The following is a 25,543-nucleotide window of genomic DNA, read 5'->3' as shown; positions in this document are numbered from 1 at the left end:
AATCTACAAGTCCAAGGCTCGCTTCTGGTGTATCTATAACCCATGAATACCACCGATTCCCTCATCCGCTACTGGCAATCCCCGCACCTGCCGGGGGTCGAGCTGTCACACTCCCACCACAGGGCGTTCAGCTACGGCCGCCATGTCCATCTCGACTACCATATCGGGCTGGTGCAGCGGGGTGGCCAGAAGTTTATCCACAAGGGAAACAGCCACCATCTGGTGCGCGGGGTGCTCTCTACCGTCAACCCGGACGAGGTGCACGATGGCCTCAGCCTGCTGCCGGAAGGGTACGAGGTACGGGTCTTCGCCATCGATCCCCAGCAGCTGGCGCTCTGGCTGCCGGAGCAGCCGGAACCCTTCTTCGACAAGGGATTGCAGAGCCGCCCCGACCTCTATCAGGGCTTTGCCCAGCTACACGGCTATCTCGACAACCCCAAGGCCGATGGCCTGCTGATCGAGAGCCAGCTGCTCGCCCTGCTGGGGGAGCTGCTGCATCTGGCCCCCGAGGTACACCAGCTGGCCGATCCCCAGTTGCGATTCCTGCGCGACTACCTGATGGCCGCCCTCGACGAGCCCCACTCGCTGGAAGAGCTGGCGGGGCTGCTCGGGCTCGACCGTTTCGCCTTCCTGCGCCAGTTCAAGAAGCGCAGCGGCATGACCCCCTATGCCTGGCTGAAACGGCTGCGGCTGGAGCAGGGCAAGCGGCTGCTGGCGAGCGGCATGGCGGTGAGCGAGGTGGCGCTGGCGGTCGGTTTCTTCGATCAGAGTCACTTCCACCACGGTTTTCGCCAGGCATTCGGTCTGACGCCCGCCGAATTTCGTGCCCAGATGCAATCTTTTACAAGCCGCGTCCCCCGCTGATCCGCCATGCTGGCTCTCCGTCGTTAAAGCGAGAGTTGTTATGCTGACCAGTCTGTTCGTTACCCTCGGCCTGATGCACCTGATTGCACTGGCCAGCCCCGGCCCCGATTTCGCCCTGATCCTGCGCACCAGCCTGCACCGGCCGACCGCCCTTGGCGCTGCGCTGGGCATCTCGCTGGCGATCATGGTGCACGCCACCCTGAGCCTGACCGGGATCAGCATGCTGATCGCCAGTCACCCGCTGCTGTTTATGGTGATCAAGTGCTGCGGTGCCCTCTATCTGGGCTGGTTGGGGTGGGGCGCCCTGATGGCGGCTCGCCAGCAGAGCAGTACAGTGATGGCCAGCGCCGCCAACGAGCTGCGCGGCTGGGGCAGGGGCGTGCGCACTGGCCTTGCCACCAATCTGCTCAACCCCAAGGCGCTGGTGTTCTTTATCGGTCTGTTGGCCGCCATGGTGACGCCAGAGGTGGATGGAATGACCCGCAGCCTGCTGGTGGGCGAGCTCTTCATCATCTCCCTCTGCTGGTTCGGGCTGCTGGCGTGGAGCCTCTCCACCGATCGTGCCCAGCGCCTGCTGCTGCGGGTACAGCGGCCGCTCAATCTGGTGACCGGCGTGCTGTTTGCGGTGGTCAGCCTCTCCATTCTGGCGAGCATGGGGGCCGAGCTGGTGGCCTGACGCGTCGGCGCATGGGCCTATACTCCAACAAGGTTTACCTGTCAGGAGTGCCCGGCCATGCGTCTACTGCCTCTTTGCTGGTTGCTGGGGATGACCCCGGCGCTGGCGGCCCCGGTTCAGCTCAAATTGCTGGAGTGGGGCTATCTGCCTGCGGGTTATGAACAACAGTTTGCCGACTACGCCAAAGCCCATGGGGTGGAGGCGACGGTCAGCCGGATCGAGCCGCTGCTGACCGATTTCGACAGCGTCTACCGCTCCCTGCGCACCCGCAGCGCCGATGTGGTGCTGCCGACCAGCTACTTCTACAAGGCCCATCACCAGCCGCTGTTCAAGCTGCTGCTCCCCATCGATTTCAGTCGCCTGCAGCACTACGCCGAGGTGAAGCCCGCCCTCAAGAACACCGAGTATGACAAGCAGGGGGAGCGCAACTACTCGGTGCCCTTCTCCTACGCCATGTTCAGCCTCGCTTATGACAGCAAGCAGGTGCCGCAAGCGCCCACCAGTTGGCAGGTGCTCGCCAACAGCTCGCCGTCGGGCCAGTTTGCCGAGTTCTGCGACCAGTTCGAGCCGCTGCTCTTCTCGGTGCTGCTTTCGCTTGGCAAGTCGCCCGCCCTGTTTGCCAGCGGCGAGATGCTGGCCGACAAGACCTTGCAGCAAGAGGTGGAGCAGCAGCTCTCGCAGCGGCTGCGAGCCAGTCGCGGCTTCTGGTTCAATCAGGCCAACCGCTGTGAGGATCTGCGCCAGCAGACCTTTGCCACCACCTGGGGGCTGGAGCTGGTGGAGTGCAACAAGCAGAACGAGCAGCAGTGGCGGATCGCCATGGTGCAGGAGGGGGCCATCTATGCCCTCGATGCGATCTCCATCGCCCGCCATGTCGGGGATGATCCCGCACGGCTCAAGGCCGCCTACCTGCTGGTGGATTTTCTGCTGAGCGCGCCGCTGCAACGCCAGATGCTGGTGGGCACGCCCACCATTTCGGCCAGCAATATTGCCTCCCGGCCGCCCCTCAGCCCGCAGGAGCAGGCGGTGCTGCCGGATCGCCCGCTGCCGGAGTTTGACGAGCGGCTGCTGGTGCCCGCGTTGCCCGCCCATATCAAGAATCGCTACAAACGGATGGTGCAGCAGGCGATCGTCGCCAGCGGCAAAGAGGGGCTGGTCAAGCAGTGTCCCTGGGATCTCGATAACTGATGAATGAGCCTGTCGCTTCTCCGGCGGCAGGCAAGTTTGCGCAAGATGGATGGTGATCGGTCATCGCGCGTTCCAGGGCATTCCCCCGTTCAACTCACGCCGCTCGCTGGCCCCCATCGTTTGAAAAACTGAGCGCTTTCCGCAATCCCATTTAGCCGGATTAAACAACCGAACCCTCGCCAGATTGCCGTTCGTACCCTGGCTGACCCTGTACAAAAGTGCCTCAATTGTGACAACTTGGATGTGAGCTGAACAATCCTGATCTGTCCCTTGTAGGAAGGTGATGAATAGGTTATTTCTCTGTGACATTGGCGGCATCCGGCACGGGTTCTCCAGCCATGTGGTGCGAAATCCACAGCAAAAACAAACAGTAAAATGCAGGAGCAAATATGAAAAAGGTCGTGATGGTTGCCGTGGCTGCGGCCCTGCTGGGTGGCTGCGCCGTCAAGAATCAGGTATCCCACAGCTTGCAGGCGATCCCGCTGACAGCCTTCCAGCAGAGTGAGAGCAACCCCAATCAGCGGGTCTACAAGGAGCCGGGCGTTGACCTGCGCCAATACAATGAGGTGCTGCTCGATCCGCTGCAGTTTATCCGGCAGGAGAACGGTCAGTGGTATCTGCTGACCGCCAACGAACAGAACCAGATTGGCCGCTACTACCACGACAAGTTCCAAAGCGAGCTGATCAAGCAGGGCGTCAAGATCGCCACCGCCCCCGGCCCGAAAGTCATGCGGATCCAGGCAGCCGTCACCAACTTCGACCTGACCCGCCCCGACCCCAAGCTGCGTGACCTGCTGCCAGCCAAGATCGCCATCAACGTCACCCGTGAAGTGATCGGCAAGGAGCCCTACCTGCTCAAGGTGGGCAGCATGGCCCAGCTGCTCGACTCCCGGAGCGGCAAGCTGCTGGTGCGGGTGATGGATGCCCGCGAGAGCCCGGACAGCACCCACAAGGATTCGCCTATCACCGCCGAGGAGATGGAGAAGATGATCGACCAGTGGGCGGCCAATCGTGCCAAACAGCTGGCGGACAATCTGGGGAAATAAGAGCAGGAAATAAGAGCCTCAGAAAACCGGTGCAGACAGATCGAGAGAGGGAGCCAGCGGCTCCCTCTTTTTGTCTCCATTTTTGTCCGCACCGCTGCCGCTGGCATGGCCGTACAGCCCTTGCAGGATGGGAATTGACCCGCAGCCGAGTCCGTCTTTTCACCATCTGCTGCGAAGTGGGCCGACCGATTTCTGCTTTTCTCGCCCGCATTTTGGCAGTTAGGATGACCCTTCCCGTGACTGCATCCTCATGGAAAAGGAACCGCTATGAATCGCCACCCCTGCATCAAACACTGGCGCGAGCTGCAAGAGCAGACGCCGCGCTACTACTCCGGCAGTCAGGAGCCCCTTTCTCGCGGCTGCGCCCTCGGCAAGCATTTCGGCTTTAGCCGTATCGGCATTCACCACGAGATTGTCGAGCCCGGCCATCGCACCAGCTGGCCCCATGCCGAAAAGACCGAAGACGAGTTTGTCCACGTGCTGGAAGGGACGCCGGATGTCTGGCTCGATGGCGTGCTCTATCGGCTGCAACCGGGGGATTCGGTGGGCTTCAAGGCCGGTGACGGACTAGCCCACGCCTTTATCAACAACACCGAAGAGACTGTCCGGCTGCTCTGCATCGGCGATACCGACCGGGAGGACAACCGCATCCACTACGCCGTTCATCCCGAGCGCAATATCACCCTTGGCAAGCTGCACTGGGATGACGTGCCCGAGCGCGAGCTGGGGGATCACGACGGCCTGCCCGACAAGCTGCGCGAGAGCAACGGCCCCTTCTAGGGCGCAGCTCTTCTGCGCACCAGCTATGCACCACCCGATATAAAAAAGCCTGCCGCGTGGCAGGCTTTTGCTATCTGTTCGCACCGAGTGGGCAGCGCTTATTGCAGGTTGAGCCCGCCCAGATAGTCGCGCTTGCCGAGATCGACCCCGGCGCGGCGCAGCAGGGCGTAGGCCATGGTGAGGTGGAAGTAGAAGTTGGGAATGCCGTATTCATGGACGCAGGTATGGCCATCCATCCCCTTGCCGCCCGCCCAGTGGGGCACGTAACGGCCGCTGGCGTACTGGCTGTAGTCCGCGTCCAGCTTGCCTTGCAGATAGGTGATGGTCTTGCCGATATGGGCGCGCAGATCCGCGATCGTTTTAGGGTCATCACCCAGCACCGGCAGTTCGCTGTGGCTGGCGGTGGCGACCACGGCGCGGGCCGAATCGCAGCAGATCAGCACCTGCTTGGACAGCGGCAGCATATCGACGATCAGCCGCTCGCCGAAGAAGTTCTCCACGTTGAACTGCTTCGCCGCGGCGTGGGCTTCGGCCTTGGCCAGACAGTGGTCGAGGTTGGTCAGCATCTTGATGAACTGGGCGGTAATGTCGCGATTCATGAGCACTCTCCATCTTGTTGAAACAGCGGCCCGCTTGCGCGGCCACAGTGAATGAGACTGGCTAATCGGCCACCAATATACCCCAACCGCTGCCGGGTTCGAGCCTGCCGCGACGAAAAGTGCAGGGCTGCACCACTGCGTGCGACAGCCGTTGGCCAAGGGGCCATGCTCGCTTTTTGAGCCTGCGAGTCCCTTATCACCCCTTTTTTGATCTGTGACATAAATCACCTTTTTTCAGGGGCGTAGGCTGAATGCCGTTGTCCTGGACAGACGCCTGCGCATTCGCCAGGACACAAGAAAAGGAGAATGAAATGAAGATCTATGACCGTAACCGCAATGTGCTGAACCTGGGTCAGCGCGTCATGATTGCCGCCACTGGCGCAGTCGATTTTCTGAAAGAGGCCCACACCGACAATATGACCCCCTATCAGGCGGAGCATGAGAAGTGCGTGCTGCTGGCAAACTCCGGGGAGCGCTACGCCCCCATCGAGTTGATTAGACTAGGCTGATCCCTTTCCCTGTCACCCTACTCTTTACAATTCACCCGGCTGCCGCGCCTGACGGCCGGGTTTCTGCTCTCCCTTCTTCTATTGCCCACCCTGATATTGCATCGCCTCAAGCCGGTTTGAGCCATCGAGCTGATTCGATCAGCGAAGCGTCATCGAAAGATCCCGTGGCTTACGGCCTGCCAGCAAGGTGGCTCATTTCTGATTGGCTGGCTGGAGCCGCCGCAAATAGCCGCCTGCCTGCATGGCGGATCAGCAACAGAGGCGACAGTAGCGTGAGCAGCAGCCAGTGGGTGTGGGGCAGGATAAAGCTCCAGATGATCTCGTGTGGCAGCCAGGTCGAGGCGGTCGCCGTCATAAAGGCGAGGTCATAGGTTTGCCACAACCAGAGCCCGGCAAAGAACGGCAACAACAGCAGGCGGGGTATCAGCAAAAACAGGGGTAAGAAAACACAAGCGAGTAAGGCGCTGAACTCCAGCATGGTTGGGGCCAGCTCGGCAAAGGTATGCCCTGAAGAGAGGCCACTCCATTCGAGGGAGGTATCCTCGGTCAGGGCTGGCCACCACGATACGTATTGAAACAGGGTAAACGAGACCATAAACAGCAGACTGGTCAGCAGTGCCAGCGCCGTTTTTCGCAAAAACCAGCGCCCCATCCGGCGCAGTGTCGGTATCAACTTAGACATTAATGACTCTCATCTGGGGATGGGCAACATGACGCCTTGGCTGGCGGTACTTTTATTGGGATACCCATCTTTTGCCTCAAGCCGGTTTGAGTCGTCAGGGCGATGCCATCTGCTTTAGCAACATACATTGCCTAGACTGCGTAATTTTCTTGCCGGAGGTGCCGGTTGTAGAGCCATCCGGTCACCAGCGTGTCCACCGCAATACCACACCCAAAGAGAATCGCTATGCCATCGAGGGATGGCGTCAACCAGCCTTGCAGGTAGCACACATAGGCGGTGCCATAGACGGTGACGTTGGTGATCACCGATTGAATGGCCAAATAACGGGTCTGTCCCCGACCATACAGGACGCTATCCATGCAGGTGTTGAACATAAACAGCATGTAAAACGGCAGCGAAAGCAGGATCAGGTGAAGATGCTGGGTGATCGCTGTGTTGAGGATGTTTCTGATGAACCATTCATAACCCGGTGAGAGGAGTATCCATGCAATTGCAATGAGGACGCAGGTGGTGAAATAGCCAAGCATTTTGTCCCAATGCGGGAGCTTGTCTCCTTGTGACACATCTTGCTTTATGAGATCTGCCATCGGTAAAAACGGAAGCAGTAACCATCCCCATATAAAGCTGTTGGCAACCCAGAATGTCCCTTGTTCTTCGACAACATTGATCATTCTGATGATGAAAATGAGGAAGAAAGCATTCCGTATCAATGAGTCCACGCCGCTCCATTTGCCAACTCGGAACCACTCCCGCATCCATCCGAAGTCGGCTTGCACATACAGGTCAGCAGAGGTGAGCCGGTATCTCTGCCTGACAACCCCGAGTGCATAAACGAGGGTGCAGATGCTTGCCACTATGTTGCTATACGCGATGCCGTTGACCCCTAGCCGGAAGCTAAATTCAAACTGGCTGAGCAGGAGTGTATCAAGGGTGACACTGACCAGAAGCTGGATGGCAAGAACGGTATATATGGCGCGGCGCCAATCTTGCAGGACGAAGAATATGGTCAGGAAGCGAACCGCATTGAAGAGAGTCGTGCCAATCATTTCGAGACGTATATAGTCCACGGTGGCCGCAACTTGCTCCGGGCTTTGAGCCATAGCCTGCACCAGTGGCATAGCGAAGAGAGCAATGAGACCCGTAAAGAGGGAATAGATCCCGACGGTGACAATGAGGCCTGTTTTGAGCTTGTTCAGTGTGGCGTCACGCTCATGGAGTGTTTTTCCCAAGAGATAGAACAGCGGCAGAATCAGCGCTTCCTGCACAACCTCCAGCCCCAGATTGACCCAGGCCAGCTGGCTTGCAATGTTGACTCCCCACTCAGTTGGGAGATCGCCAAGGTAGTTGATCCGCGTGGTGGTATAGATGGTCGGCAAAGCGGCTGTGATCAAAAGCGCCAAGTAGAGCGGCCAATTGATCCTGCTTAGAGATGCACGGGTTCTTATCGCCAGTCGGCTGGCGTGGGTGTGATTCATAAATCCAGTAGGCACTGATAGTCCTTGGCGATGTTGTCGATGTGCAGATATTGCTCTGCTTACAGAGAGGTGTTGGGGTGAATATCGAAACATATTCGGATGAGCGCGTCATTAAAAACCAGTCCAACCCGCCGGATGGATACGGCTGAAAGACAAGATAAATCAATGTCTTCTGCTTTTGCTACCAGTCAGGTTTGAGGGCAGTAGCCAATTTGGCGATAGGGATGGCTGTGGCAGGAAGAGGCAGTAAAATGCTGGAAAATTGAACCGAGTCACACCTCGCTCGATTTGAGCGATTGTCAGCCAGTGCAGGCTCATGCGAACCTTTAAATCCCGTTAACTCACTAAAAAATAACGACTATGTTCAGGCAAATAATGATGAGTGCCGCCCTGCTGTCGGCGGCGCTGCTTTCCGGTTGTGCTTCCGTACCCATGGCCGATGCCACCGCAGATGCGCAGGCCAAGCAGTTTGTGGCGCCCAAGGATGCGGCCAACCTCTATATCTATCGCAACGAGACCTTCGGGGCGGCCGTCAAAATGCCGCTGCTGGTGGATGGTATGGCGGTCGGCGATACCGTGGCCCACACCTACATCCTCAAGCAGGTGACACCGGGCAGCCACACCATCACCTCCAAGTCGGAGAACGATGCCACCCTGACCCTCAGCACCGAGGCGGGTAAAAACTACTACGTCTGGCAGGAGGTCAAGATGGGCCTGCTGATGGCTCGCTCCAAGCTGAGTCAGGTCAGTGAAGAGGAGGGCAAGCAAGGGGTGATGGAGAGCAAGTTGGTTAAGTAGGTTGAGCCCAGCCATTATATGTGGCTGGGATCAATATATTGAGACGAATAGAGCTTGGATAGTATTAATTATGATGTTTAGAAATGGATATGGAACTGCGGTTTTATCGATTATAAATAACCACTATCGTTATGAAATACGAAAAAGAAATACAGCTGTAAAAAAGAAAGAACGGTGGTCAAATATAATATTCAAGGCATTGGTTGTTTTACCTCTAACATTGTCATTTTTATGTCTTGGTATTAACTTATACTTTGATAGCAGTGGCATTGCATTCACAGGTTTGATATTCCTCTTTACTTCATATATTGGTACTATACTGCAGCACCTATTCATACTATTCGCAAACTGGCAAGATTTTATAAAGATTTTATCTAAGCCATTTAGTTTGATTATCCATAACACTAAAGTCACCGTTCGCTATGATGCTTTGCTTTATAAAGCTCTGATGTATTTTCCAATACAAGAGCTTAAATACATATCAAGCAGAATGAAAACTGAAAGGAATACTCTCAATAGCAAAGTATCTCTATTAATAGGTGGGATTGATAAGATAGGTATCTTCCCCGGTTTGGTTGCCGTATTAATATCACTTAACCAAATCGGTAATAGTGGAGCCTCATCATGGGCACAACCGATAGCATATGCATCTATCATTCTTTATATATTCGGCTTTTTATTTCAGAATGCAATAATAAGAGCCGATGAAAAAATACAGCTTATTGACTTCATCATCGATGTGAAGAGCTGCCACGTTAATGAACCAGATAGATAGACAGATAGAACGGCCACTTATTCTTATGAGCTATATCAGCATGGGCATGTAAATTTGTGGTCGGATTATCTTCTGCTGCCTCGTGACGAACGACATCTATCCACCGGATTGGTGCGGAGGTAAACTCCTGAAAGGACTTGTCCGTAGCAAGCACCAATCACGCGATCGTCCGATTATGCTTCGCTAATCGAACCTACAGTCTTAGTTATAATCTTGGTTGATAAGTGATTTTCTCATCTCTGCAGATGGCTTATGTGTTGACCAAGAGAAATTACTTCCAGCATGTTTCAGGAATAGGTCATACAGTTTCACTGTTTTCACACCAAGCCAATCTGCTGCATCTGGTAACTTTATTTCTCTTTTACTATCAGGGGCAGACCTCTCATTTGTTACAATGACAAAGTCACCTTTGCTCGCTGCAAAGGATATAAGCCATGCATCTGCTTTACTATCATCCACAAACTTATTTATGGCGAAATCTTTATAGCCTCTACTTGGCTCTCTTGCTAATCTACCTAACTTGCCCCAGGTTGCAGCTACCTCGTTACTTTTCATGAAAAAATCTTTCATTTCCGGTAAGGAGACCCATTTTGAAAGAGGGTCATCATTACCATCCATTAGCTCTTCTTTGACTTTATCTATGCTATAAAAAACACCATTTTTGTGGCCCTGCAATAGCCAATCCCAGAACACCTGACAAAACTCTGGTGAATAATGGATACGAGCTGCTGATATCATTACATCAGAGTCAAATAGATAGCGAGTGTTGCTTAGCATAGAATTTCACCACATTATTTGGGTTTGTATTCAGCAATCTTCCTGCCTGTCCAAGAGTAATTTTTCCTGATATAGCTAAATTTGTTACTTCTTTAGTAAATCGTTTGCTATTCCTTATCGCCAGTGTTCTATAGAAATCACCACCGGAACTTGCTTCCCTATTTTGCTTCGCAATAAATCGCAATCTTTTATAGACTTCTTCATATACATCTATATCAATAAATTTAAGCTCATATGCTTTTCTTGCAACTACAAATTCGCTTACTTTAAATGCCTTTTTTACTTCAGATATTTTTATAAATGCATTTTCACTTTTAAGTGAAAGCCATGTTGAAATAAAGTGTTGGGATGGAAGAAGGAATTCTGCCGCAACAGAATTGCAAAATCTTTCAACATCAATCTGCGTTGCAGCGGCTCCATCAGATATTCCTGTTTCACCGATCCAAATATGAGCTAGCTCATGAGCCAGCGTAAAAACCCATGCTGCTGGGGCATCACAACCATTTACAAATATGACAGGTGCATACCTATCACAAATGGCAAAGCCACGGAACTGATTAACAGATATTGGTCGCCTAGTATTATTTCCTACCACGCCATTTTTAAAAATGAGAATGCCAATATCCTCGGATTTTTTAGATAGCAATGAAAACAAATCATCTGGTTTCTTTAATGACTCGAGTTCACTTAGTGAATATCCTAGTGTTTCTCTGATATCATTAGCTAATTCTGAAACATTTCTTGTCTTATTAAAACGCCCAACAAAATCTAATTCCGAATATCCGTTGTTTTTACGCTCATCATGGTACCAAGACTGCTTAAATATGATGTCATCATAAACATCAAAGAAATCATCATTGATCTCCTCTGCGTATTGCACTGTTCTAAAATCTGCAATAGGCAAGCGCCTTGGCGGTGGTGGTGAGTCAAGAAAAAGATCAGCAACACGGATACCAGTAAGCTGTGAAAACTTCTTGACCTGAGCATAGGTCATTATGCCAGATACAATTTTCTCTACACCTAGACTCTTTTTTGATATTTTCTGAGCCACATCTGACAAAGAACTACCACTGGATCTAGCAGCCCAATCTAGTACCGTCGTTGATAACTCAATAGTTTCCATTTAAAAGCTCAATCGTATACATAATCTACTCGACTATTTATTGCATAAAGGCGGCAATAAACACAATACAAAAATAGGGGCTAGATCACAGTTACAGAATAACAAATTAGAGATCAAATCCCGCACTCAGAAGATATTTATCACGCTAAGGTTTGATTAGCTAAGTTCGTATGATTGGATACAACCAACCCGGCCTAAGCCGGGTTGGGTTTTTCAAAAAGCAGGAAAAATCAGAGCGCTTCCAGTCTGGCATAGGCTGTCACCAGCCACTTGGCGCCGACGTCGTCGAACTGGATCTGCACCCGGCTCTGCTGGCCGACCCCTTCGAAGTTGAGTACCACCCCTTCGCCGAATTTCGGATGGAGCACCCGCTGGCCGAGCTTGATGCCGCTGGCGTCAAAGCTCTGCTGCACCTCGTTCTGGCTAAAGCGGCCGTACTGGGTGGGGCGGCTGACCTGAGTGCGCAGCCGGATCTCTTCCAGACACTCGGCGGGCATTTCGCGGATAAAGCGGCTCGGCTTGTGGAACATCTCGCGGCCATAGATGCGGCGGCTCTCGGCATAACAGATGTAGAGCTTCTCCATGGCGCGGGTCATGCCGACGTAACAGAGGCGGCGCTCCTCTTCTAGCCGGCCCGACTCCTCGGTCGATTGCTGACTGGGGAACATCCCCTCTTCGACGCCGACCAGCAGCACCAGCGGGAACTCCAAGCCCTTGGCGCTGTGCAGGGTCATCAGCTGCACCGCATCGGCATATTCGTCGGCCTGATTCTCGCCGGATTCCAGCGCCGCATGGGCGAGGAAGGCGGAGAGATCGCTCATATCCTCCAGCTCGTCCGGGCGCTGGTATTGGCGGCAGGCGGTGACCAGTTCGTCCAGGTTCTCTACCCGCGCCTGGGATTTCTCACCCTTTTCCGCCAGATACATCGCCTTGAGGCCGGAGTTCTGGATGGCGATATCCGCCTGCTGGTGCAGCGGCAGCATGGCGACCTGCTCCTCCAGCGCGTCGATCAGCTCGACAAAGCCGCGCACCGCGTTTCCGGCGCGACCGGTCAGCACCTTGTCGTTGAGCAGGGCCTTGGCCGATTGCCACAGGTTGAGCCCCTGATCGCGGGCGTTGCCGCGCAGGATCTCGAGGGTGCGATCGCCGATGCCGCGGGTCGGGGTGTTGACCACTCGCTCGAAGCTGGCGTCATCGCCACGGTTGTTGATAAGCCGCAGGTAGGCCATGGCGTCTTTAATTTCCTGCCGCTCGAAGAAGCGCAAGCCGCCGTAGATGCGGTACGGCATGGCGTCTTGCATCAGCGCCTCTTCCAGCACCCGCGATTGGGCGTTGGAGCGATAGAGGATGGCGCAGTCGGCCAAGAGACCGCCTTTTTCTTTCCAATCCTTGAGACGGCCGACCACGAAGCGCGCTTCGTCCACCTCGTTGAAGGCGGCGTAGAGGGAAATCGGCTCGCCCTCGGCCCCTTCGGTCCACAGCTCCTTGCCAAGGCGCTCGGCGTTGTTGGCGATGACGCTGTTGGCAGCCTTGAGGATATTGGCGGTGGAGCGGTAGTTCTGCTCGAGGCGGATGGTTTCGGCGCCTTGATAGTCGGTCAGGAAGCGCTGGATGTTCTCGATCTTGGCGCCGCGCCAGCCGTAGATGGACTGGTCATCGTCGCCGACGATCATCACCTTGCCGCTGTTGCCCGCCAGCATCCGCAGCCAGGCGTACTGGATGCCGTTGGTATCCTGAAACTCGTCCACCAGGATGTTCTGGAAGCGGTCGCGGTAGTGCTCGAGGATGTGCGGCTTGTTCAGCCACAGCTCGTGGGCGCGCAGCAGCAGCTCGGCAAAGTCCACCAGACCGGAGCGATCGCAGGTCTCCTGATAGGTCTTGTAGATCTGCTGATAGGTGCGGGTGACGGGATCGCCGTAGAGGTCGATGTCGCCGGGGCGCAGCCCTTCGTCCTTCTTGCCGTTGATGTAGCCCATCACGGCGCGCGGGGCCCAGTGCTTCTCGTCGAGGTTGAGCGCCTTGAGCACCCGGCGGATGAGGCGGTACTGGTCGTCGGAGTCGAGGATCTGGAAATCCTGCGGCAAGCCCGCATCCAGATGGTGGGCCCGCAGCAAACGGTGGGCGATGCCGTGGAAGGTGCCGATCCACATGCCGCGCACGCCGTCGCCGATCACCTTCTCGACCCGGCCGCGCATCTCGGCCGCCGCCTTGTTGGTAAAGGTGACCGCGATGATGGAGAAGGGTGAACAGCGTTCCACCTGCATCAGCCAGGCGATACGGTGCACCAGTACCCGGGTCTTGCCCGAACCGGCACCGGCCAGCACCAGCAGGTTGCTGCGGGGCGCCGCAACGGCATCTCTTTGCTTGTCGTTGAGCCCGTCGAGCAGGGTTGAAACGTCCATCACCACTCCTGTTTATTTATACAGGCGGGGATTATACGGCCATCCCCCTGCCAGACCAAATCCAAACTCGGGGGTAGGGGTGAGATGGGCGCTTGCAGGGGCGCCGGTGCGGCCATTTTTGGCTGGTGCAGAGAGAGGAGGGCGGGGAGGTTTCCAGCTGTAGCCAATCCTTGCTCGCGCGGTTTGTGGGGATTTTGCGAGCCGGATCACGGGCTTGCCGGGGGGCTGGATGAATAAGAGGGGAAAACGGTTTACAGTAACTTGCTGAACAATAAGAGAAATGTCGTTTGGGTCTTTTGGTTGTTAGCATAAAAAACTGAAAAGTAGCTAAAAAACAACTGCTTATAAGGTTATTTGCTTAGAATTCAAACCGTTAACGCAAACGTTTTTCCCTTATCATTTGCTTGACCCGCATCGGGGCTGACTTAGAGTAAGCCTGCGTGCTAGATAGCCTGCTCTGACAGGCAAGCAAGTTCCCTCACTTAATAACAATCAAGGATACGATCGTGACTAAAGTGCTCAAGCTGGCCACTGTGGCCTCCCTCACTCTCGCTGCTCTCTCTGCTCAGGCTGCTTCCGAGCCAGCCGTCATTTATGACACCGCGGGCAAGTACGACAAATCATTCAACGAAGCCGTGTTCCGTAACGGCGTCGAGCTCTACAACAAGGACAAGGGCGTCAAGGTCAAAGAGTTTGAACCCCAGAACGAAGCCCAGCGCGAGCAGGGTCTGCGTCGTCTGGCCAGCCGTGGCAACGGCCCGATCGTGGCGGTCGGTTTCAACATGGGTTCTGCGGTAGAGAAAGTGGCGACCGAATTCCCGAAAACCCAGTTCACCATCATCGACATGGTGGTCGACAAGCCGAACGTCCAGTCCGTCATCTTCAAGGAGCATGAAGGTTCCTTCCTGGTGGGCGCGCTGGCTGCCATCGCTTCCAAGAGCGGCAAGGTCGGCTTCGTGGGTGGCATGGATATCCCGCTGATCCGCAAATTCCAGTGCGGTTACGAGCAGGGTGCCAAGTTCGTCAATCCGAAGATCGAAGTGTTCCAGAACATGGCGGGCTCTACCCCGGCCGCGTTTGCTGACCCGGCCAAGGGTGCCGAGCTGGCCAAGTCCCAGTTCGCCAAGGGCGCTGACGTGGTTTACGCCGCAGCTGGTGGTACCGGTATCGGTGTCTATCAGGCAGCCAAGGACAGCGGCAAGTTCGCCATCGGGGTGGACTCCAACCAGAACCACCTGCAACCGGGCACCATGCTGACCTCCATGGTCAAGTCTGTGGGTCTGGCTGCTTACCAGACCTGGGATGACGCTGCCAAAGGCGAGTGGAAGCCGGGTATCAAGAACCTGGGTCTGGCCGAAGGCGGTGTGGATTGGGCGCTCGACAAGGACAACGAGAAGCTGATCACCCCGGAAATGAAAGCCAAGGTGGATGCCATCAAGGCTGAAATCATCGCTGGCAAGGTCAAGGTTCATGACTACATGAGCGATAACACCTGCAAATACTAATTAGATAGTTGCTACGACTCTCAACGCACCACCGGCCCGCACGGGCCGGTTTTTAGTCTTATTTCATGAAACGCAGGGCTGCATCATGGACCAGACAGATCGCTATGCCATCGAATTAAGAGGTATCGATAAGCGGTTCGGCGAAGTGTACGCCAACAAGCTGATCGACCTTAAGGTTCGCAAAGGCAGTATCCACGGCATTGTCGGCGAAAATGGCGCCGGTAAGTCCACCCTGATGAGCATCATTTATGGTTTCTACCATGCCGACAAAGGCGAGATGCTGATCGACGGGAATCCTTTCAAACCCCATGGCTCACAAGATGCGATTGCCGCAGGGGTGGGCATGGTTCACCAGCACTTCATGCTGGTCAATAACTTCACCGTATTGGAAAACGTCATCCTCGGCGCTGAGAACGGCTGGCACCTTCAGCAGAGCGTGGCGTCAGCCGAAAAGTTGCTTGGTGAACTGGCGCGGGATTATGGCCTCGACGTGCCGCTGCACGAGAAGGTCGAAGATCTGCCGGTTGGCTTGCAACAGCGGGTCGAAATTCTCAAGGCGCTCTATCGCGGCGCCCGCATCCTGATCCTCGACGAGCCGACCGGGGTACTGACCCCGCAAGAGGCGGATCACCTGTTCGAGGTACTGAAAAAGCTGCGGGATCAGGGGGCGACCATCATCCTTATCACCCACAAGCTGCGGGAGATCCTGGCCATTACCGATCAGGTCTCCATCATGCGCCGTGGCGAGATGGTGGCCCACGTCGCCACCAAGGATACCGACAAGGAGCAGCTGGCCGAGTTGATGGTGGGCCGCAAGGTGCGCCTCAAGGTCGACAAGGGGCCAACCCAACCCGGTGAAGCCAAGCTGAAGATCGAAGGGCTCAGCTACGTCGATGCCAGCAAGGTGGAGCGGGTCAAATCGGTCAGCTTCGAGGTGCGGGCCGGTGAAGTGGTCGGCATCGCCGGGGTCTCCGGCAACGGTCAGTCTGAACTGCTCAGTCTGCTTGGCGGCATTCTCAAGCCGAGCAAGGGCAGCTTCACCATCAGCAGCCGCAGCGGCGTGCACAAAGTGAGCGCTGAGCACCCGGCCGATCCCGAGCTGGTGCGCAACTACGGCCTCGGCCATGTGCCGGAAGATCGCCACAAGATGGGGCTGATCAACCGCTTCGAGGCGAAAGAGGCCTTTATTCTCGGTTATCACCGTCGCCCGCAATACAACAAGGGGTGGCTGCAGAACAAGGAGGCGATCCAGCAGGATTGTCAGGCCAAGATGGAGAAGTGGGATGTGCGCCCGCCTCATCCCGATCACAAGACTGCCAACTTCTCCGGTGGCAACCAGCAGAAGCTGGTGATCGCCCGTGAAGTTGAGCAGGACCCGGATGTGCTGTTGATCGGCCAGCCGACCCGCGGGGTCGACATCGGCGCCATCGAGTATATCCACCAGCAGATCATCGCCATGCGCGACAAGGGCAAGGCGGTGTTGCTGGTCTCGGTGGAGCTGGACGAGATCATGAGCCTCGCAGATCGCATTCTGGTCATTGCCGATGGCCGCATCGTCGGCGAGTTGGATGGTGCCAAGGCGGATGAGCGCACTATCGGCCTGATGATGGCGAACATAGTGCCGGACGAAGTAGCCAAGGAGGCCCACTGATGAGCCAAGTACGTATTCCTGCCTGGGTCTCCGTAGGCGTCTTGTCTGCGGTCAACATCCTGCTGGCCTTCCTGGTGTCGGCCATTCTGTTCTACTACCTCGACATCAACCCGGTCGATGCCGCCAAGATCATGTGGTACGGCGCGTTCGGCACAGGTGAAGGGGTCGGCTTCACCCTCTACTACGCAACCGGCTTTATCTTTACCGGTCTGTCGGTGGCGGTCGCCTTCCACGCCGGTCTGTTCAATATCGGTGGTGAAGGTCAGGCCTATATCGGCGGGCTCGGCGTGGGGCTGGTCTGTCTGATGCTCGGCGATGTGCTGCCGTTTGCCCTGCTGTTGCCGCTCTCCATCATTGCCGGTGGTCTGTTCGGTGCGGCCTGGGCCTTTATTCCGGCCTGGCTACAAGCCAAGCGCGGCAGCCATATCGTTATCACCACCATCATGTTCAACTTCATCGCCGCCTCCCTGATGGCCTATCTGCTGGTGGAGGTGTTCAAGCCGCCCGGCTCGATGGCGACCGAGAGCAAGGTGTTTGCCGAAGCAAGTTGGCTGCCCAAGATGAGCGGGCTGGCGAGCCTGTTCGGGATGGAGATCCCCAACAGTCCACTTAACATCAGCTTCTTCTGGGCGCTGATCTGTGCGGCGCTGGTGTGGGTCTTTATCTGGCACACCCGCTGGGGTTACGAGATCCGCTCGGTCGGCGCCAGCCAAAGCGCCTCCGCCTATGCCGGTATCTCCTATCCCAAGGTGGTGATCCTGGCGATGGTCATCTCCGGCATGCTGTCGGGCTTCTTCGCCCTCAACGTGCTGCAGGGTGAACTGCACCAGATCAAGCTCAACTTCGTGGAAGGGTTCGGCTTCACCGGTATCGCGGTGGCGCTGATGGGGCGCAACCACCCGGTCGGCGTCATCATCGCCAGCCTGCTGTTCGGTTTCCTCTATCAGGGGGGCGCCGAGCTCAGCTTCGAGTTCGGTGTCGACCGCAACATCGTGGTGGTGTTGCAGGGTCTGGTGATCCTGTTCTGTGGCGCCCTTGAGCACATGATGCGTCCGCGCATCGAGCAGCTCTATCTGGCGTTTGCCAACCGCTCAGCCGCACAAGCTAAAGGAGTCTGATCATGTTTGAAATTCTGATCCTGATGCTGGATGCGACCATTCGTACCGCGCCGCCCCTCATTCTGGCGGCCATGGCGGGTATGTTTTGCGAGCGCTCCGGGGTGGTCAACATCGCGCTGGAAGGCAAACTGCTGGCGGCGGCGTTCGCCAGTGGTGCGGCGGCTGCGGTATCCGGTTCTGCCTGGGTAGGTCTGGGGGCCGGAGTGGGTGTCTCCATCCTGTTTGCCCTGATGCACGGCTTTGCCACCATCACCCACCGGGGTGATCAGGTGGTGAGCGGCATGGCCATCAACATTCTGGCGGCCGGTCTGACCGTCACCCTGGGCCGTTACTGGTTCGATCAGGGTGGCCAGACCCCGGCGCTCTCCGGTGATGCCCGTTTCGCCCCCATCGATCTGCCCTATGCCAAGGAGCTGTGGGATGTGCCGGTGATCGGCCAGCTCTACAGCGAGCTGCTGAGCGGCCACTCCCTGCTGGAGTACGTGGCATTTGCCTGTGTGCCGCTGGCCTGGTGGGTGATGTTCCGTACCCGCTTCGGTCTGCGTCTGCGGGCGGTGGGTGAGGCACCCGCAGCGGTCGATACCGCCGGTATCTCTGTGGTGCGGATGCGCTACACCGCGCTCCTCATCGGCGGCCTGCTGGCCGGTATCGGTGGCACCTATCTGGCGGTGGCCCAGACGGCCCAGTTCATCCCCAACATGAGTGCGGGCAAGGGCTTTATGGCACTGGCGGCGCTGGTGTTCGGCAAGTGGCGCCCCTGGAATGCCATGGCAGCCTGCCTGCTGTTCGGCTTCCTCGATGCGGTCGCCATCCGGCTGCAAGGGGTCAGCATCGGTGGCTTCGCCATTCCGGTGCAGGCCATCGAGGCACTGCCCTACATCCTGACCGTGTTCCTGCTGGCCGGTTTTATCGGCCGTGCGGTGGCCCCCAAGGCACTAGGTACACCTTATGTGAAGGAGCGGGAGTAGCGCCCTTTATCGCGATACTCCCACCCACGCAAATAACAGCAGGCCCACTTCGGTGGGCCTGTTTTTTTATGGGCGGGATGGGGCAGACCAGCCGGGATCTGGATGGTGTGATAGAGGGGGATGGTGGCGTGAAGGGATAAATGGGCTGCGCGAGTTGCTGCGGGTAGCGGCTGGCGTACAGGCGCTGACCCCTCCGCCAGCACCATCAAAAACCCCCTCGTATCAGGAGGGGGTTGCACTGGTTATTGCCGGATTAACCCTGAGGTTCAGGGTGCCAGCACCAGCTTGTAGACACCAAAGCCGGGGTGTTTGGGATCGCTGGCCGGCAGGGTCTCCACATAGTTCAGCTTGCCGCCGCTCAGGGCTTGCGCCTCGCTGCGCGGGGAGCTGTAGATACGCAGATCCAGATTGGCGGGCAGGGGGGCCAGCTGCCAGTTGTTGTCTGCCGGGGGCTCGAAACCGGCCGGATTCTTCTCTGCCAGATCCTTGAGGTATTCGGAGAGCACTTCGCGGGTTTCGAACTGATCTTCATGGACGATCACCTTGGCGTTGATGCCCGGGAAGTTGCCACCACCGCTGGCGCGGTAGTTGTTGGTCACCACGTAGAACATCTGGGCCGGGTCGATTGCCTTGCCCTGATAGGTGAGGTTGGTGATGCGATAGCTGTCGCTCACCTTGTTGCCATCCACATCGTAACGGGCGGGTTTGGTCACATCGACCTGATAGTTCACCCCGTCGATCACGTCGAAGTTGTAGGTGCGGTACTTCTCGTTGACCAGCCACTGGGTAGCGGTGCTGGCAGCATCGATCTTGTTGAACTGGACGGCGCTCTTCTCCAGCCACTCCTGTACGGTCGCGCCATTGATGGCGACCACCTGCAGGGTGTTGGGGTAGACATAGAGGTCGGCCACGTTGCGCAGGGAGATATCGCCAGCCGGTACATAGGTGAAGTCGGTCGGGCCGTTGCGACCGCCGCGGAATGGCGCGGCGGCGGAGAGGATGGGCCATTTCTCCTTGAGCTGACCATCCTGTTGCAGTTTCTTGGCGTGCCACAGCTGGGCGTCGCTGACGATCTGGATGGAGGGGTCATCCTGTACCAGTGCGAAGAAGCTGTGGATTGGCTTGGTGATCTTGCTGAGGGGCTCGTCCAGCCACTGGTTGGCCTGCTCGTGCTCGGCAATGACCTGATCGACTACCGCCTGATCTTCGGTGCTGCTGGCGCTGCTGTCGATTTTGCGCAGCTGGGACTGGCTGGAGGCCACTTCCCAGCGACCCTCTTTCCAGGTCATGTGCAGGTCGATGATGCCGAGGTGGTTGCCCCAGACGCCCGGCATCACGGTCGGTACGCCCGCCAGAGTGCCTTTCTCGTTGTCCACATCGGTCATGTTGGGGTAATCGCCCGGGAAGGTGCGGTGGGCGTGGCCCAGCAGCAGGGCATCGACCCCCTTCACCTTGGCCAGCGGCAGGGCGGCGTTCTCCATCATGGGTTCGCGCGGGTCACCTATGATGCCGGTGTGAGCTACGACCACGACGATGTCAGCGCCCTTGGCGCGGATTTCGGGCACATAGTGCTCGGCGGTCTCGACCATATCGGCCACCACCACCTTGCCTTCCAGATTGCGCTTGTCCCACTGGGTGATCTGGGGCGGAGTCAGGCCCAGCACACCGACCTTGATGGTCTGGGTATTGCCGTTGGCATCCTTCACCTGACGATCCAGCACCACATAGGGTTTGAACTTCTGCTTGCTCCAGTCGATGGTGCCCTTGCCATCACGGCTGAAGGCATCGGCTTGGAAGACGTTGGCGTTGATGTAGGGGTAGTTGGCCCCTTTCAGGGTCTCCGAGAGGAAGTCGAGACCGAAGTTGAATTCGTGGTTGCCCAGGTTGCCGACATCATAGCTCATGGTGTTGAGCGCCTTGATGGCGGGGTGGGTCTGCTTGCTCAGCCACTGCTGTTTGACCTGCTGGTCGTGGATATAGTCGGCCAGCGGGGTGCCCTGGATCAGGTCGCCGTTGTCGATCAGCAAGTTGTTGGCGTTCTCTTCGCGGGCCTTGCGGATCAGCACAGCGGTGCGGGCAAAGCCCAGCGAGGCATCCGGCTTGTTCTGGTAGTAGTCGTAACTCAGCAGGTTGGAGTGGATATCAGAGGTTTCGATCAGCCGCAGGGTGAGATCACCGGGGGCCTGAGAGTTGTTGTCATCACAGCCGGACAGCAAAAAGATAACTGCCACCGCGCTCAGTTTGAGGGTGGTTTTCATTGTTGGATTCTCTTGTTATGGGTATGCCAGCGTGGTGCATTCTATCGACAGCAAAAGAATCCGATTGTGAGCAGCCTGGCAATTCGGGCTAATTACCCTCCTGTTAATAGAGTTATGACTCTGATTTTCATCTGTTTTTTCGGGTCGCTACCCTCGCTGCTTTTCCGCCGTTAGTCACCCTGTAGTCACCGCAGTGCGGTCGGGGCAAGCTGCGCGGCCAAGCGCTTCTACGAGGCTGTAATGGTTGGTTACAGATCTCCATTCGACTGATAGATGACCTTTCCCTTAAATTCAGCGGCGATTGATTGCATCTAAAAATTACAAAGCGACAGCAAGGAATAAAAACTCATGAAAATGCACAACAAAGCGCTGCTGGCCATCGCCTGCGCTGCGGCTCTGTCTGCCTGTGACAGCGAAAAAGCTGCCAACAGCATCGCCAAGCGGGTGCCACTGGCTCTGCCGGAGGCGGGTCTTTACCAAGCGAATCTGATGAGCCGCGACGGCGACAAGGCGACGCCGCGCATGATCAAGGGTCTGGATGGTCTGGCGCTGGTCTACCCGAAGGGTGAAACCGTGCAGCACTGGGGTGTCTGGGTGGATCATCAGGTGGGCAAGGTCGAGACCAACAGCCAGTGGCTGGGTCAGGCTGACCAGAAAGCCGACAAAGACGGGATCTACCCAGTGCAGTTGATCCGCAACAGCGAGCGACTCGGCACCAGCACGGCGCTCAGCTCGGTGAACAACGACCACAACCTCATCACCTTCCAGGATCAGCCGGTCATCGATCTGCAGGGCAAGGAGATCAAGCGCTGGGTTTTTGATTTCACTCGGACCGGCACCAAGTTCTCCGACAACTCCCCCATCTATTCCGGTTTCAGCGGTCATGTGGCGGTGACGGCTCTGACCACCAAAGCGGTAACCACGGCCAGCTGGAGTGCCACGGACAGCGATGGCTTCAGCAGCGACATGGTGGGCAAGGTGGATACCACCAACAACGGCGGCAAGCTGACGGTAGCGATCGAGTTTCCGGCGGCAGGTTGTACGCTGGTGGGCGAGGGGAGTGCCACTGCCGGGTTGAGCAAGCTGACCATGACTGGGTTTGGCAAGTGCAACTTCAAGCAATCTGCTGCCGCCACGCCGATCGAAAACCTCTGGAATGCTGCTCTGGCCCGGGCGATGGATAACAGCGTTGCCTATGTCACCACCTTTACCGCGGATGCCAAAAAAGAGGCGCTGGTCATCGGCTTCCCCGACACCAATGGCTTGCTGATCACCGCTGACAAGCGATAAGCAACCCAACGGCAGGGGCGGGCAAACGCGCCTGAAACAACAAGGGAGCCAGTGGCTCCCTTGTTGTTTTCAACGCACGGTTTACAGCAGGAACAGTGTCGCCAGCCCGAGGAAGATAAAGAAGCCGCCGGTGTCGGTGATGGCGGTGATCATTACGCTGGCACCGACTGCCGGGTCGCGGCCGAGGCGGGTCATGGTCATGGGGATAATCACCCCCATCAGGGCGGCCACCAGCAGGTTGAGCATCATGGCCAGGGTCATCACGGCGCCGAGCGCCGCATCCTGATAGAGCAGATAGGTGGCGATGCCCATGGTGCCGCCCCACACCAGCCCGTTGATAAAGGCGACGCCAAGTTCCCGTAGCAGCAGGAAGGAGAGGTTGCCCGCCTGAATGTGCTGCAGCGCCAGCGCCCGCACTATCATGGTGATGGTCTGGTTGCCGGTGTTGCCGCCGATCCCGGCGACGATGGGCATCAGCGCCGCCAGTGCTACCAGCTGCGAGATGGTGTGCTCGAACAGGCCGATCACCCGCGAGGCGACAAAGGCGGTGCAGAGGTTGATGGCAAGCCAGGCCCAGCGGGTCTTGACCGCCTTGGAGACGGGCGCGAATACGTCTTCATCCTCGCTGATACCCCCCATCCGGCGCAGGTCGGTGTCACTCTCCTCATAGACCAGATCCACCACCTCTTCGACGGTGAGGCGGCCCATCAGCTTGCCCTTGCCATCCACCACGGCGGCGGAGAGCAGGTCATCCCGTTCAAAGGTGCGGGCCGCCGCTTCGTCGTTATCCTCCGGATCGAAGGTGACCGGATCCCGCTCCATCACGTCGCTCACCAGGATGGCGGGCTTGTGCAGCAGTACTGTGGTGAGGGCCAGCTCCCCCAGCAGGTGGTTGCGCCGGTCGATGACGAACAGCTTGTCGGTGTTGGCGGGGATCTTGCCGCGCAGGCGCAGATAGCGCTGCACCGTGGCGAGCGTCACCTCGGGGCGGATGGTGATGATCTCGAAGTCCATCATGGCGCCGACGGTGTGCTTGCCGTAGCGGATCACCTCCCGCACCCGATCCCGGTCGGCGGGGGCCATATAGGTAAGCAGCCGCCCCATCAGGTTGCGCGGCAGGTACTGGCCCAGATAGATCTGGTCGTCGATATCCAGGGTGCGCAGGGCGTGCAGCAGCTCCTTGTCGCTCATCCCGCTGATGAGGCTGTCCCACACCGTCTCCGACGCTTCGACCAGGATCTGGCCGCGCTTCTCCTCCTCCACCAGTGCCCACAGGGCATGACGCTCATCGGGCGGCAGCGACTCCAGCGCATCGGCGACGTCGGCGGCGGGCAACCCGTTGACCAGCGCGGTGAGTTCGCTGGTCTGATCGCGTTGCTCGGCATCCTGCACCACCTGCGGATCGAGCAGGCTGTCGGTGAGGGCATCATCGCGCAGCAGCAGGGTGAGAATGCGGGATCTGTCATCCGCGCGCTGCCGGGCGCTGTTCTTGATGGGAAGAGACATGGGATGAATTCCTGAGATGGTAGCCAAGGGCTCAATGCCCATAGGATACCAGACTTAAAACAACAGGTTATGACCGTGATGGGGGAAGAGAGAGGTAAAAGTGAGGCCACCTGCTGGTGGCCTCATGGTGAGTTGCCGAGAATCCCTCAGGCGAAGGCTCGCTGGCTCTGCGGGGCCTCGCCAAACCAGGCGAGCCGGTCGGCCAGGGTCACCACGGAGCCCACCATGATCAGCGCCGGGCTCTCAACCCCCACTGCCAGCGCGGGTAGCTCATCGAGGGTGCCACGAATGACCCGCTGGCAGGGCTGGGTGCCGCGCTCGATCAGAGCCACCGGGGTATCGACCCCCTTGCCGTGGGTCAGCAGCTGCTCCCGGATGGTGGCACAGCTGGAAAGCCCCATGTAGAACACCAGGGTCTGTTTGTCTTTGGCCAGCAGCGGCCAGTCGAGATCCCGGGCGCCCCCCTTGCCGTGGGCGGTGACGAAGCGCACGCTCTGGGCGTGGTCGCGGTGAGTGAGCGGAATGCCGGCGTAGGCGGCGCAGCCGCTGGCCGCGGTGATCCCCGGTACCACCTGAAAGCTGATGCCGCTGCCAACCAGCGTCTCCAGCTCTTCTCCGCCACGGCCGAAGATGAAGGGGTCGCCCCCCTTCAGCCGCACCACCCGCTGTCCCTTCTGCGCCTCCTCCAGCAAGAGCTGGTTGATCTCCTCCTGCGGCACGCAGTGGTTGCCCGCCTGCTTGCCGACGAAGATACGCTTGGCATCCCGGCGCACCAGCGCCATCACCTCGTCGGAGACCAGCCGGTCATAGACCACCACGTCCGCCTGCTGCATCTGGCGCAGGGCGTGCAGGGTGAGCAGGCCCGGATCGCCGGGGCCTGCTCCCACCAGCACCACCTCGCCACCGGTCTGGCGCTCGTCGGCAAACAGGCTGTCGGCCAGCTGATTGGCAGAGGCGCTATCGCCCCGTGCCAGCGCCTGCCCAAGCCGGTCCGCCCCGAGCAGCCGCTCCCAGAAGCGGCGCCGCTCGCCCATGCTGGCGAAGCGGGCCTTGACCCGCTCCCGCAGGCTGCCAGCGAAGGTCGCCACGGCACCCAGATGTTGTGGCAGCAGGGCTTCGAGTTTTTCCCGCAGCAAGCGTGCCAGCACCGGTGCCTTGCCGCCGGAGGAGATGGCTACCATCAGCGGCGAGCGGTCGATGATCGACGGCATGATGAAGCTGGAGCGTTTCGGGTCATCCACCACGTTGGCAAAGATCCGCGCCTGATTGGCTCTCTGGTAGACCAGCGCGTTCACCTCGCGCCGATCGGTGGCGGCCACCACCAGCCACTTGCCCGCCAGTTGCTGCGGCGCGAATTCACCGGCCAGCCACTCGATGCTCCCGTTGGCAGCCAGTTCCGCCAGCTCGGGGTCGAGCTCGGGCGCGACTACTGTGAGCTGGGCACCGGCATCCAGCAGCAGGCGCGCCTTGCGCTCCGCTACCTCGCCGCCGCCGACCAGCAGCACGGGTTTGTTGTCGAGTCGGCAAAAGATGGGCAAGTAGTCCATGGGGCC

The 25,543-nt window shown here is 57.8% G+C and carries 22 protein-coding genes; 13 read left to right on the top strand and 9 right to left on the bottom strand.

Annotation, left to right across the window (positions count from 1 at the left end; all coding sequences use genetic code 11):
- Nucleotides 1-42 precede the first annotated feature (42 nt).
- The 5 genes from OKB77_RS16730 to OKB77_RS16710 all read left to right on the top strand — a co-directional run bounded on the left by OKB77_RS16730 (nucleotide 43) and on the right by OKB77_RS16710 (nucleotide 4,554).
- Nucleotides 43-864: a helix-turn-helix transcriptional regulator gene (locus OKB77_RS16730; RefSeq protein WP_159142748.1), complete on the top strand. Its 822-nt coding sequence runs from the start codon at nucleotides 43-45 to the stop codon at nucleotides 862-864.
- A gap of 40 nt (nucleotides 865-904) precedes the next feature.
- Nucleotides 905-1,540, top strand: coding sequence for a LysE family translocator (locus tag OKB77_RS16725; RefSeq protein ID WP_058059345.1), 636 nt, complete (start codon nucleotides 905-907; stop codon nucleotides 1,538-1,540).
- A 57-nt stretch (nucleotides 1,541-1,597) separates the two neighbouring features.
- Nucleotides 1,598-2,728: an ABC transporter substrate-binding protein gene (locus OKB77_RS16720; RefSeq protein ID WP_267519470.1), complete on the top strand. Its 1,131-nt coding sequence runs from the start codon at nucleotides 1,598-1,600 to the stop codon at nucleotides 2,726-2,728.
- A gap of 389 nt (nucleotides 2,729-3,117) precedes the next feature.
- Nucleotides 3,118-3,774, top strand: coding sequence for a DUF3313 domain-containing protein (locus OKB77_RS16715; RefSeq protein WP_265776517.1), 657 nt, complete (start codon nucleotides 3,118-3,120; stop codon nucleotides 3,772-3,774).
- 267 nt (nucleotides 3,775-4,041) lie between these two features.
- On the top strand, nucleotides 4,042-4,554 hold the full coding sequence (locus OKB77_RS16710; RefSeq protein WP_139433489.1) for a cupin domain-containing protein: 513 nt from the start codon (nucleotides 4,042-4,044) through the stop codon (nucleotides 4,552-4,554).
- 98 nt (nucleotides 4,555-4,652) lie between these two features.
- Here OKB77_RS16710 and OKB77_RS16705 read toward each other — a convergent pair whose 3' ends face one another.
- Nucleotides 4,653-5,153, bottom strand: a complete 501-nt coding sequence (locus tag OKB77_RS16705; RefSeq protein ID WP_005340817.1) for a DUF1993 domain-containing protein — start codon at nucleotides 5,151-5,153, stop codon at nucleotides 4,653-4,655.
- 311 nt (nucleotides 5,154-5,464) lie between these two features.
- Here OKB77_RS16705 and ydfZ point away from each other — a divergent pair, with 311 nt between their 5' ends.
- Entirely contained in the window at nucleotides 5,465-5,662 is a 198-nt protein-coding gene (gene ydfZ, locus OKB77_RS16700; RefSeq protein WP_005342516.1) for a putative selenium delivery protein YdfZ, read from the top strand.
- A 169-nt stretch (nucleotides 5,663-5,831) separates the two neighbouring features.
- On the opposite strand, the gene OKB77_RS16695 is transcribed toward ydfZ, so the two are convergent.
- Together OKB77_RS16695 and OKB77_RS16690 are read right to left on the bottom strand one after the other, a co-directional pair.
- Nucleotides 5,832-6,314 carry a hypothetical protein gene (locus tag OKB77_RS16695; protein WP_322874438.1) on the bottom strand — a complete coding sequence of 161 codons (483 nt, stop codon included), beginning with the start codon at nucleotides 6,312-6,314 and terminating at the stop codon, nucleotides 5,832-5,834.
- Between the two features lie 161 nt (nucleotides 6,315-6,475).
- Complete coding sequence (locus OKB77_RS16690; protein ID WP_265776519.1) at nucleotides 6,476-7,819, bottom strand: MATE family Na+-driven efflux transporter; 1,344 nt, start codon at nucleotides 7,817-7,819, stop codon at nucleotides 6,476-6,478.
- A gap of 360 nt (nucleotides 7,820-8,179) precedes the next feature.
- Here OKB77_RS16690 and OKB77_RS16685 point away from each other — a divergent pair, with 360 nt between their 5' ends.
- Together OKB77_RS16685 and OKB77_RS16680 are read left to right on the top strand one after the other, a co-directional pair.
- On the top strand, nucleotides 8,180-8,617 hold the full coding sequence (locus tag OKB77_RS16685) for a DUF2846 domain-containing protein (RefSeq protein ID WP_017788673.1): 438 nt from the start codon (nucleotides 8,180-8,182) through the stop codon (nucleotides 8,615-8,617).
- Nucleotide 8,618: 1 nt separating this feature from the next.
- Nucleotides 8,619-9,392, top strand: a complete 774-nt coding sequence (locus OKB77_RS16680) for a hypothetical protein (RefSeq protein ID WP_265776223.1) — start codon at nucleotides 8,619-8,621, stop codon at nucleotides 9,390-9,392.
- A gap of 201 nt (nucleotides 9,393-9,593) precedes the next feature.
- Here OKB77_RS16680 and OKB77_RS16675 read toward each other — a convergent pair whose 3' ends face one another.
- The 3 genes from OKB77_RS16675 to uvrD form a co-directional block, all read right to left on the bottom strand.
- Entirely contained in the window at nucleotides 9,594-10,169 is a 576-nt protein-coding gene (locus OKB77_RS16675) for a DUF4411 family protein (RefSeq protein WP_005340809.1), read from the bottom strand.
- Nucleotides 10,141-11,292, bottom strand: a complete 1,152-nt coding sequence (locus tag OKB77_RS16670) for an ImmA/IrrE family metallo-endopeptidase (RefSeq protein WP_005340807.1) — start codon at nucleotides 11,290-11,292, stop codon at nucleotides 10,141-10,143. Before OKB77_RS16670 ends, OKB77_RS16675 begins: the two co-directional genes overlap by 29 nt.
- Nucleotides 11,293-11,522: 230 nt before the next feature.
- A complete protein-coding gene (uvrD, locus tag OKB77_RS16665; RefSeq protein WP_041209786.1) occupies nucleotides 11,523-13,694 on the bottom strand; it encodes a DNA helicase II in 2,172 nt (723 codons plus the stop codon).
- A 506-nt stretch (nucleotides 13,695-14,200) separates the two neighbouring features.
- Between uvrD and OKB77_RS16660 the strand changes: the two genes are divergently transcribed.
- The 4 genes from OKB77_RS16660 (at nucleotide 14,201) to OKB77_RS16645 (ending at nucleotide 18,936) form a co-directional block, all read left to right on the top strand.
- Entirely contained in the window at nucleotides 14,201-15,199 is a 999-nt protein-coding gene (locus tag OKB77_RS16660; protein ID WP_005340803.1) for a BMP family lipoprotein, read from the top strand.
- Between the two features lie 85 nt (nucleotides 15,200-15,284).
- Nucleotides 15,285-16,850, top strand: a complete 1,566-nt coding sequence (locus OKB77_RS16655) for an ABC transporter ATP-binding protein (RefSeq protein WP_069555542.1) — start codon at nucleotides 15,285-15,287, stop codon at nucleotides 16,848-16,850.
- The gene (locus OKB77_RS16650) at nucleotides 16,850-17,968 is read left to right on the top strand and encodes an ABC transporter permease (protein ID WP_005340798.1); all 1,119 of its coding nucleotides are present in this window, start codon (nucleotides 16,850-16,852) and stop codon (nucleotides 17,966-17,968) included. The genes OKB77_RS16655 and OKB77_RS16650 overlap by 1 nt, the downstream gene beginning before the upstream one ends.
- 2 nt (nucleotides 17,969-17,970) lie before the next feature.
- Nucleotides 17,971-18,936, top strand: a complete 966-nt coding sequence (locus tag OKB77_RS16645) for an ABC transporter permease (RefSeq protein ID WP_005340795.1) — start codon at nucleotides 17,971-17,973, stop codon at nucleotides 18,934-18,936.
- A gap of 266 nt (nucleotides 18,937-19,202) precedes the next feature.
- Here OKB77_RS16645 and OKB77_RS16640 read toward each other — a convergent pair whose 3' ends face one another.
- Complete coding sequence (locus OKB77_RS16640) at nucleotides 19,203-21,194, bottom strand: bifunctional 2',3'-cyclic-nucleotide 2'-phosphodiesterase/3'-nucleotidase (protein ID WP_265776222.1); 1,992 nt, start codon at nucleotides 21,192-21,194, stop codon at nucleotides 19,203-19,205.
- A 348-nt stretch (nucleotides 21,195-21,542) separates the two neighbouring features.
- Here OKB77_RS16640 and OKB77_RS16635 point away from each other — a divergent pair, with 348 nt between their 5' ends.
- On the top strand, nucleotides 21,543-22,484 hold the full coding sequence (locus OKB77_RS16635; protein ID WP_270817988.1) for a hypothetical protein: 942 nt from the start codon (nucleotides 21,543-21,545) through the stop codon (nucleotides 22,482-22,484).
- A gap of 81 nt (nucleotides 22,485-22,565) precedes the next feature.
- Here OKB77_RS16635 and mgtE read toward each other — a convergent pair whose 3' ends face one another.
- Both mgtE and cysG read right to left on the bottom strand, forming a co-directional pair.
- Nucleotides 22,566-23,990 carry a magnesium transporter gene (gene mgtE / locus OKB77_RS16630; protein ID WP_265776220.1) on the bottom strand — a complete coding sequence of 475 codons (1,425 nt, stop codon included), beginning with the start codon at nucleotides 23,988-23,990 and terminating at the stop codon, nucleotides 22,566-22,568.
- 146 nt (nucleotides 23,991-24,136) lie between these two features.
- On the bottom strand, nucleotides 24,137-25,537 hold the full coding sequence (gene cysG / locus OKB77_RS16625; RefSeq protein ID WP_265776219.1) for a siroheme synthase CysG: 1,401 nt from the start codon (nucleotides 25,535-25,537) through the stop codon (nucleotides 24,137-24,139).
- Between the last annotated feature and the right edge of the window lie 6 nt (nucleotides 25,538-25,543).

Origin of the sequence: Aeromonas sp. Y318-3, assembly GCF_027706185.1 — a bacterium.
Taxonomy (GTDB): Bacteria; Pseudomonadota; Gammaproteobacteria; order Enterobacterales; family Aeromonadaceae; genus Aeromonas; species Aeromonas veronii.
Note: the sequence above shows the minus strand (reverse complement) of the source record. Positions and strands in the feature narration are given on the sequence as shown.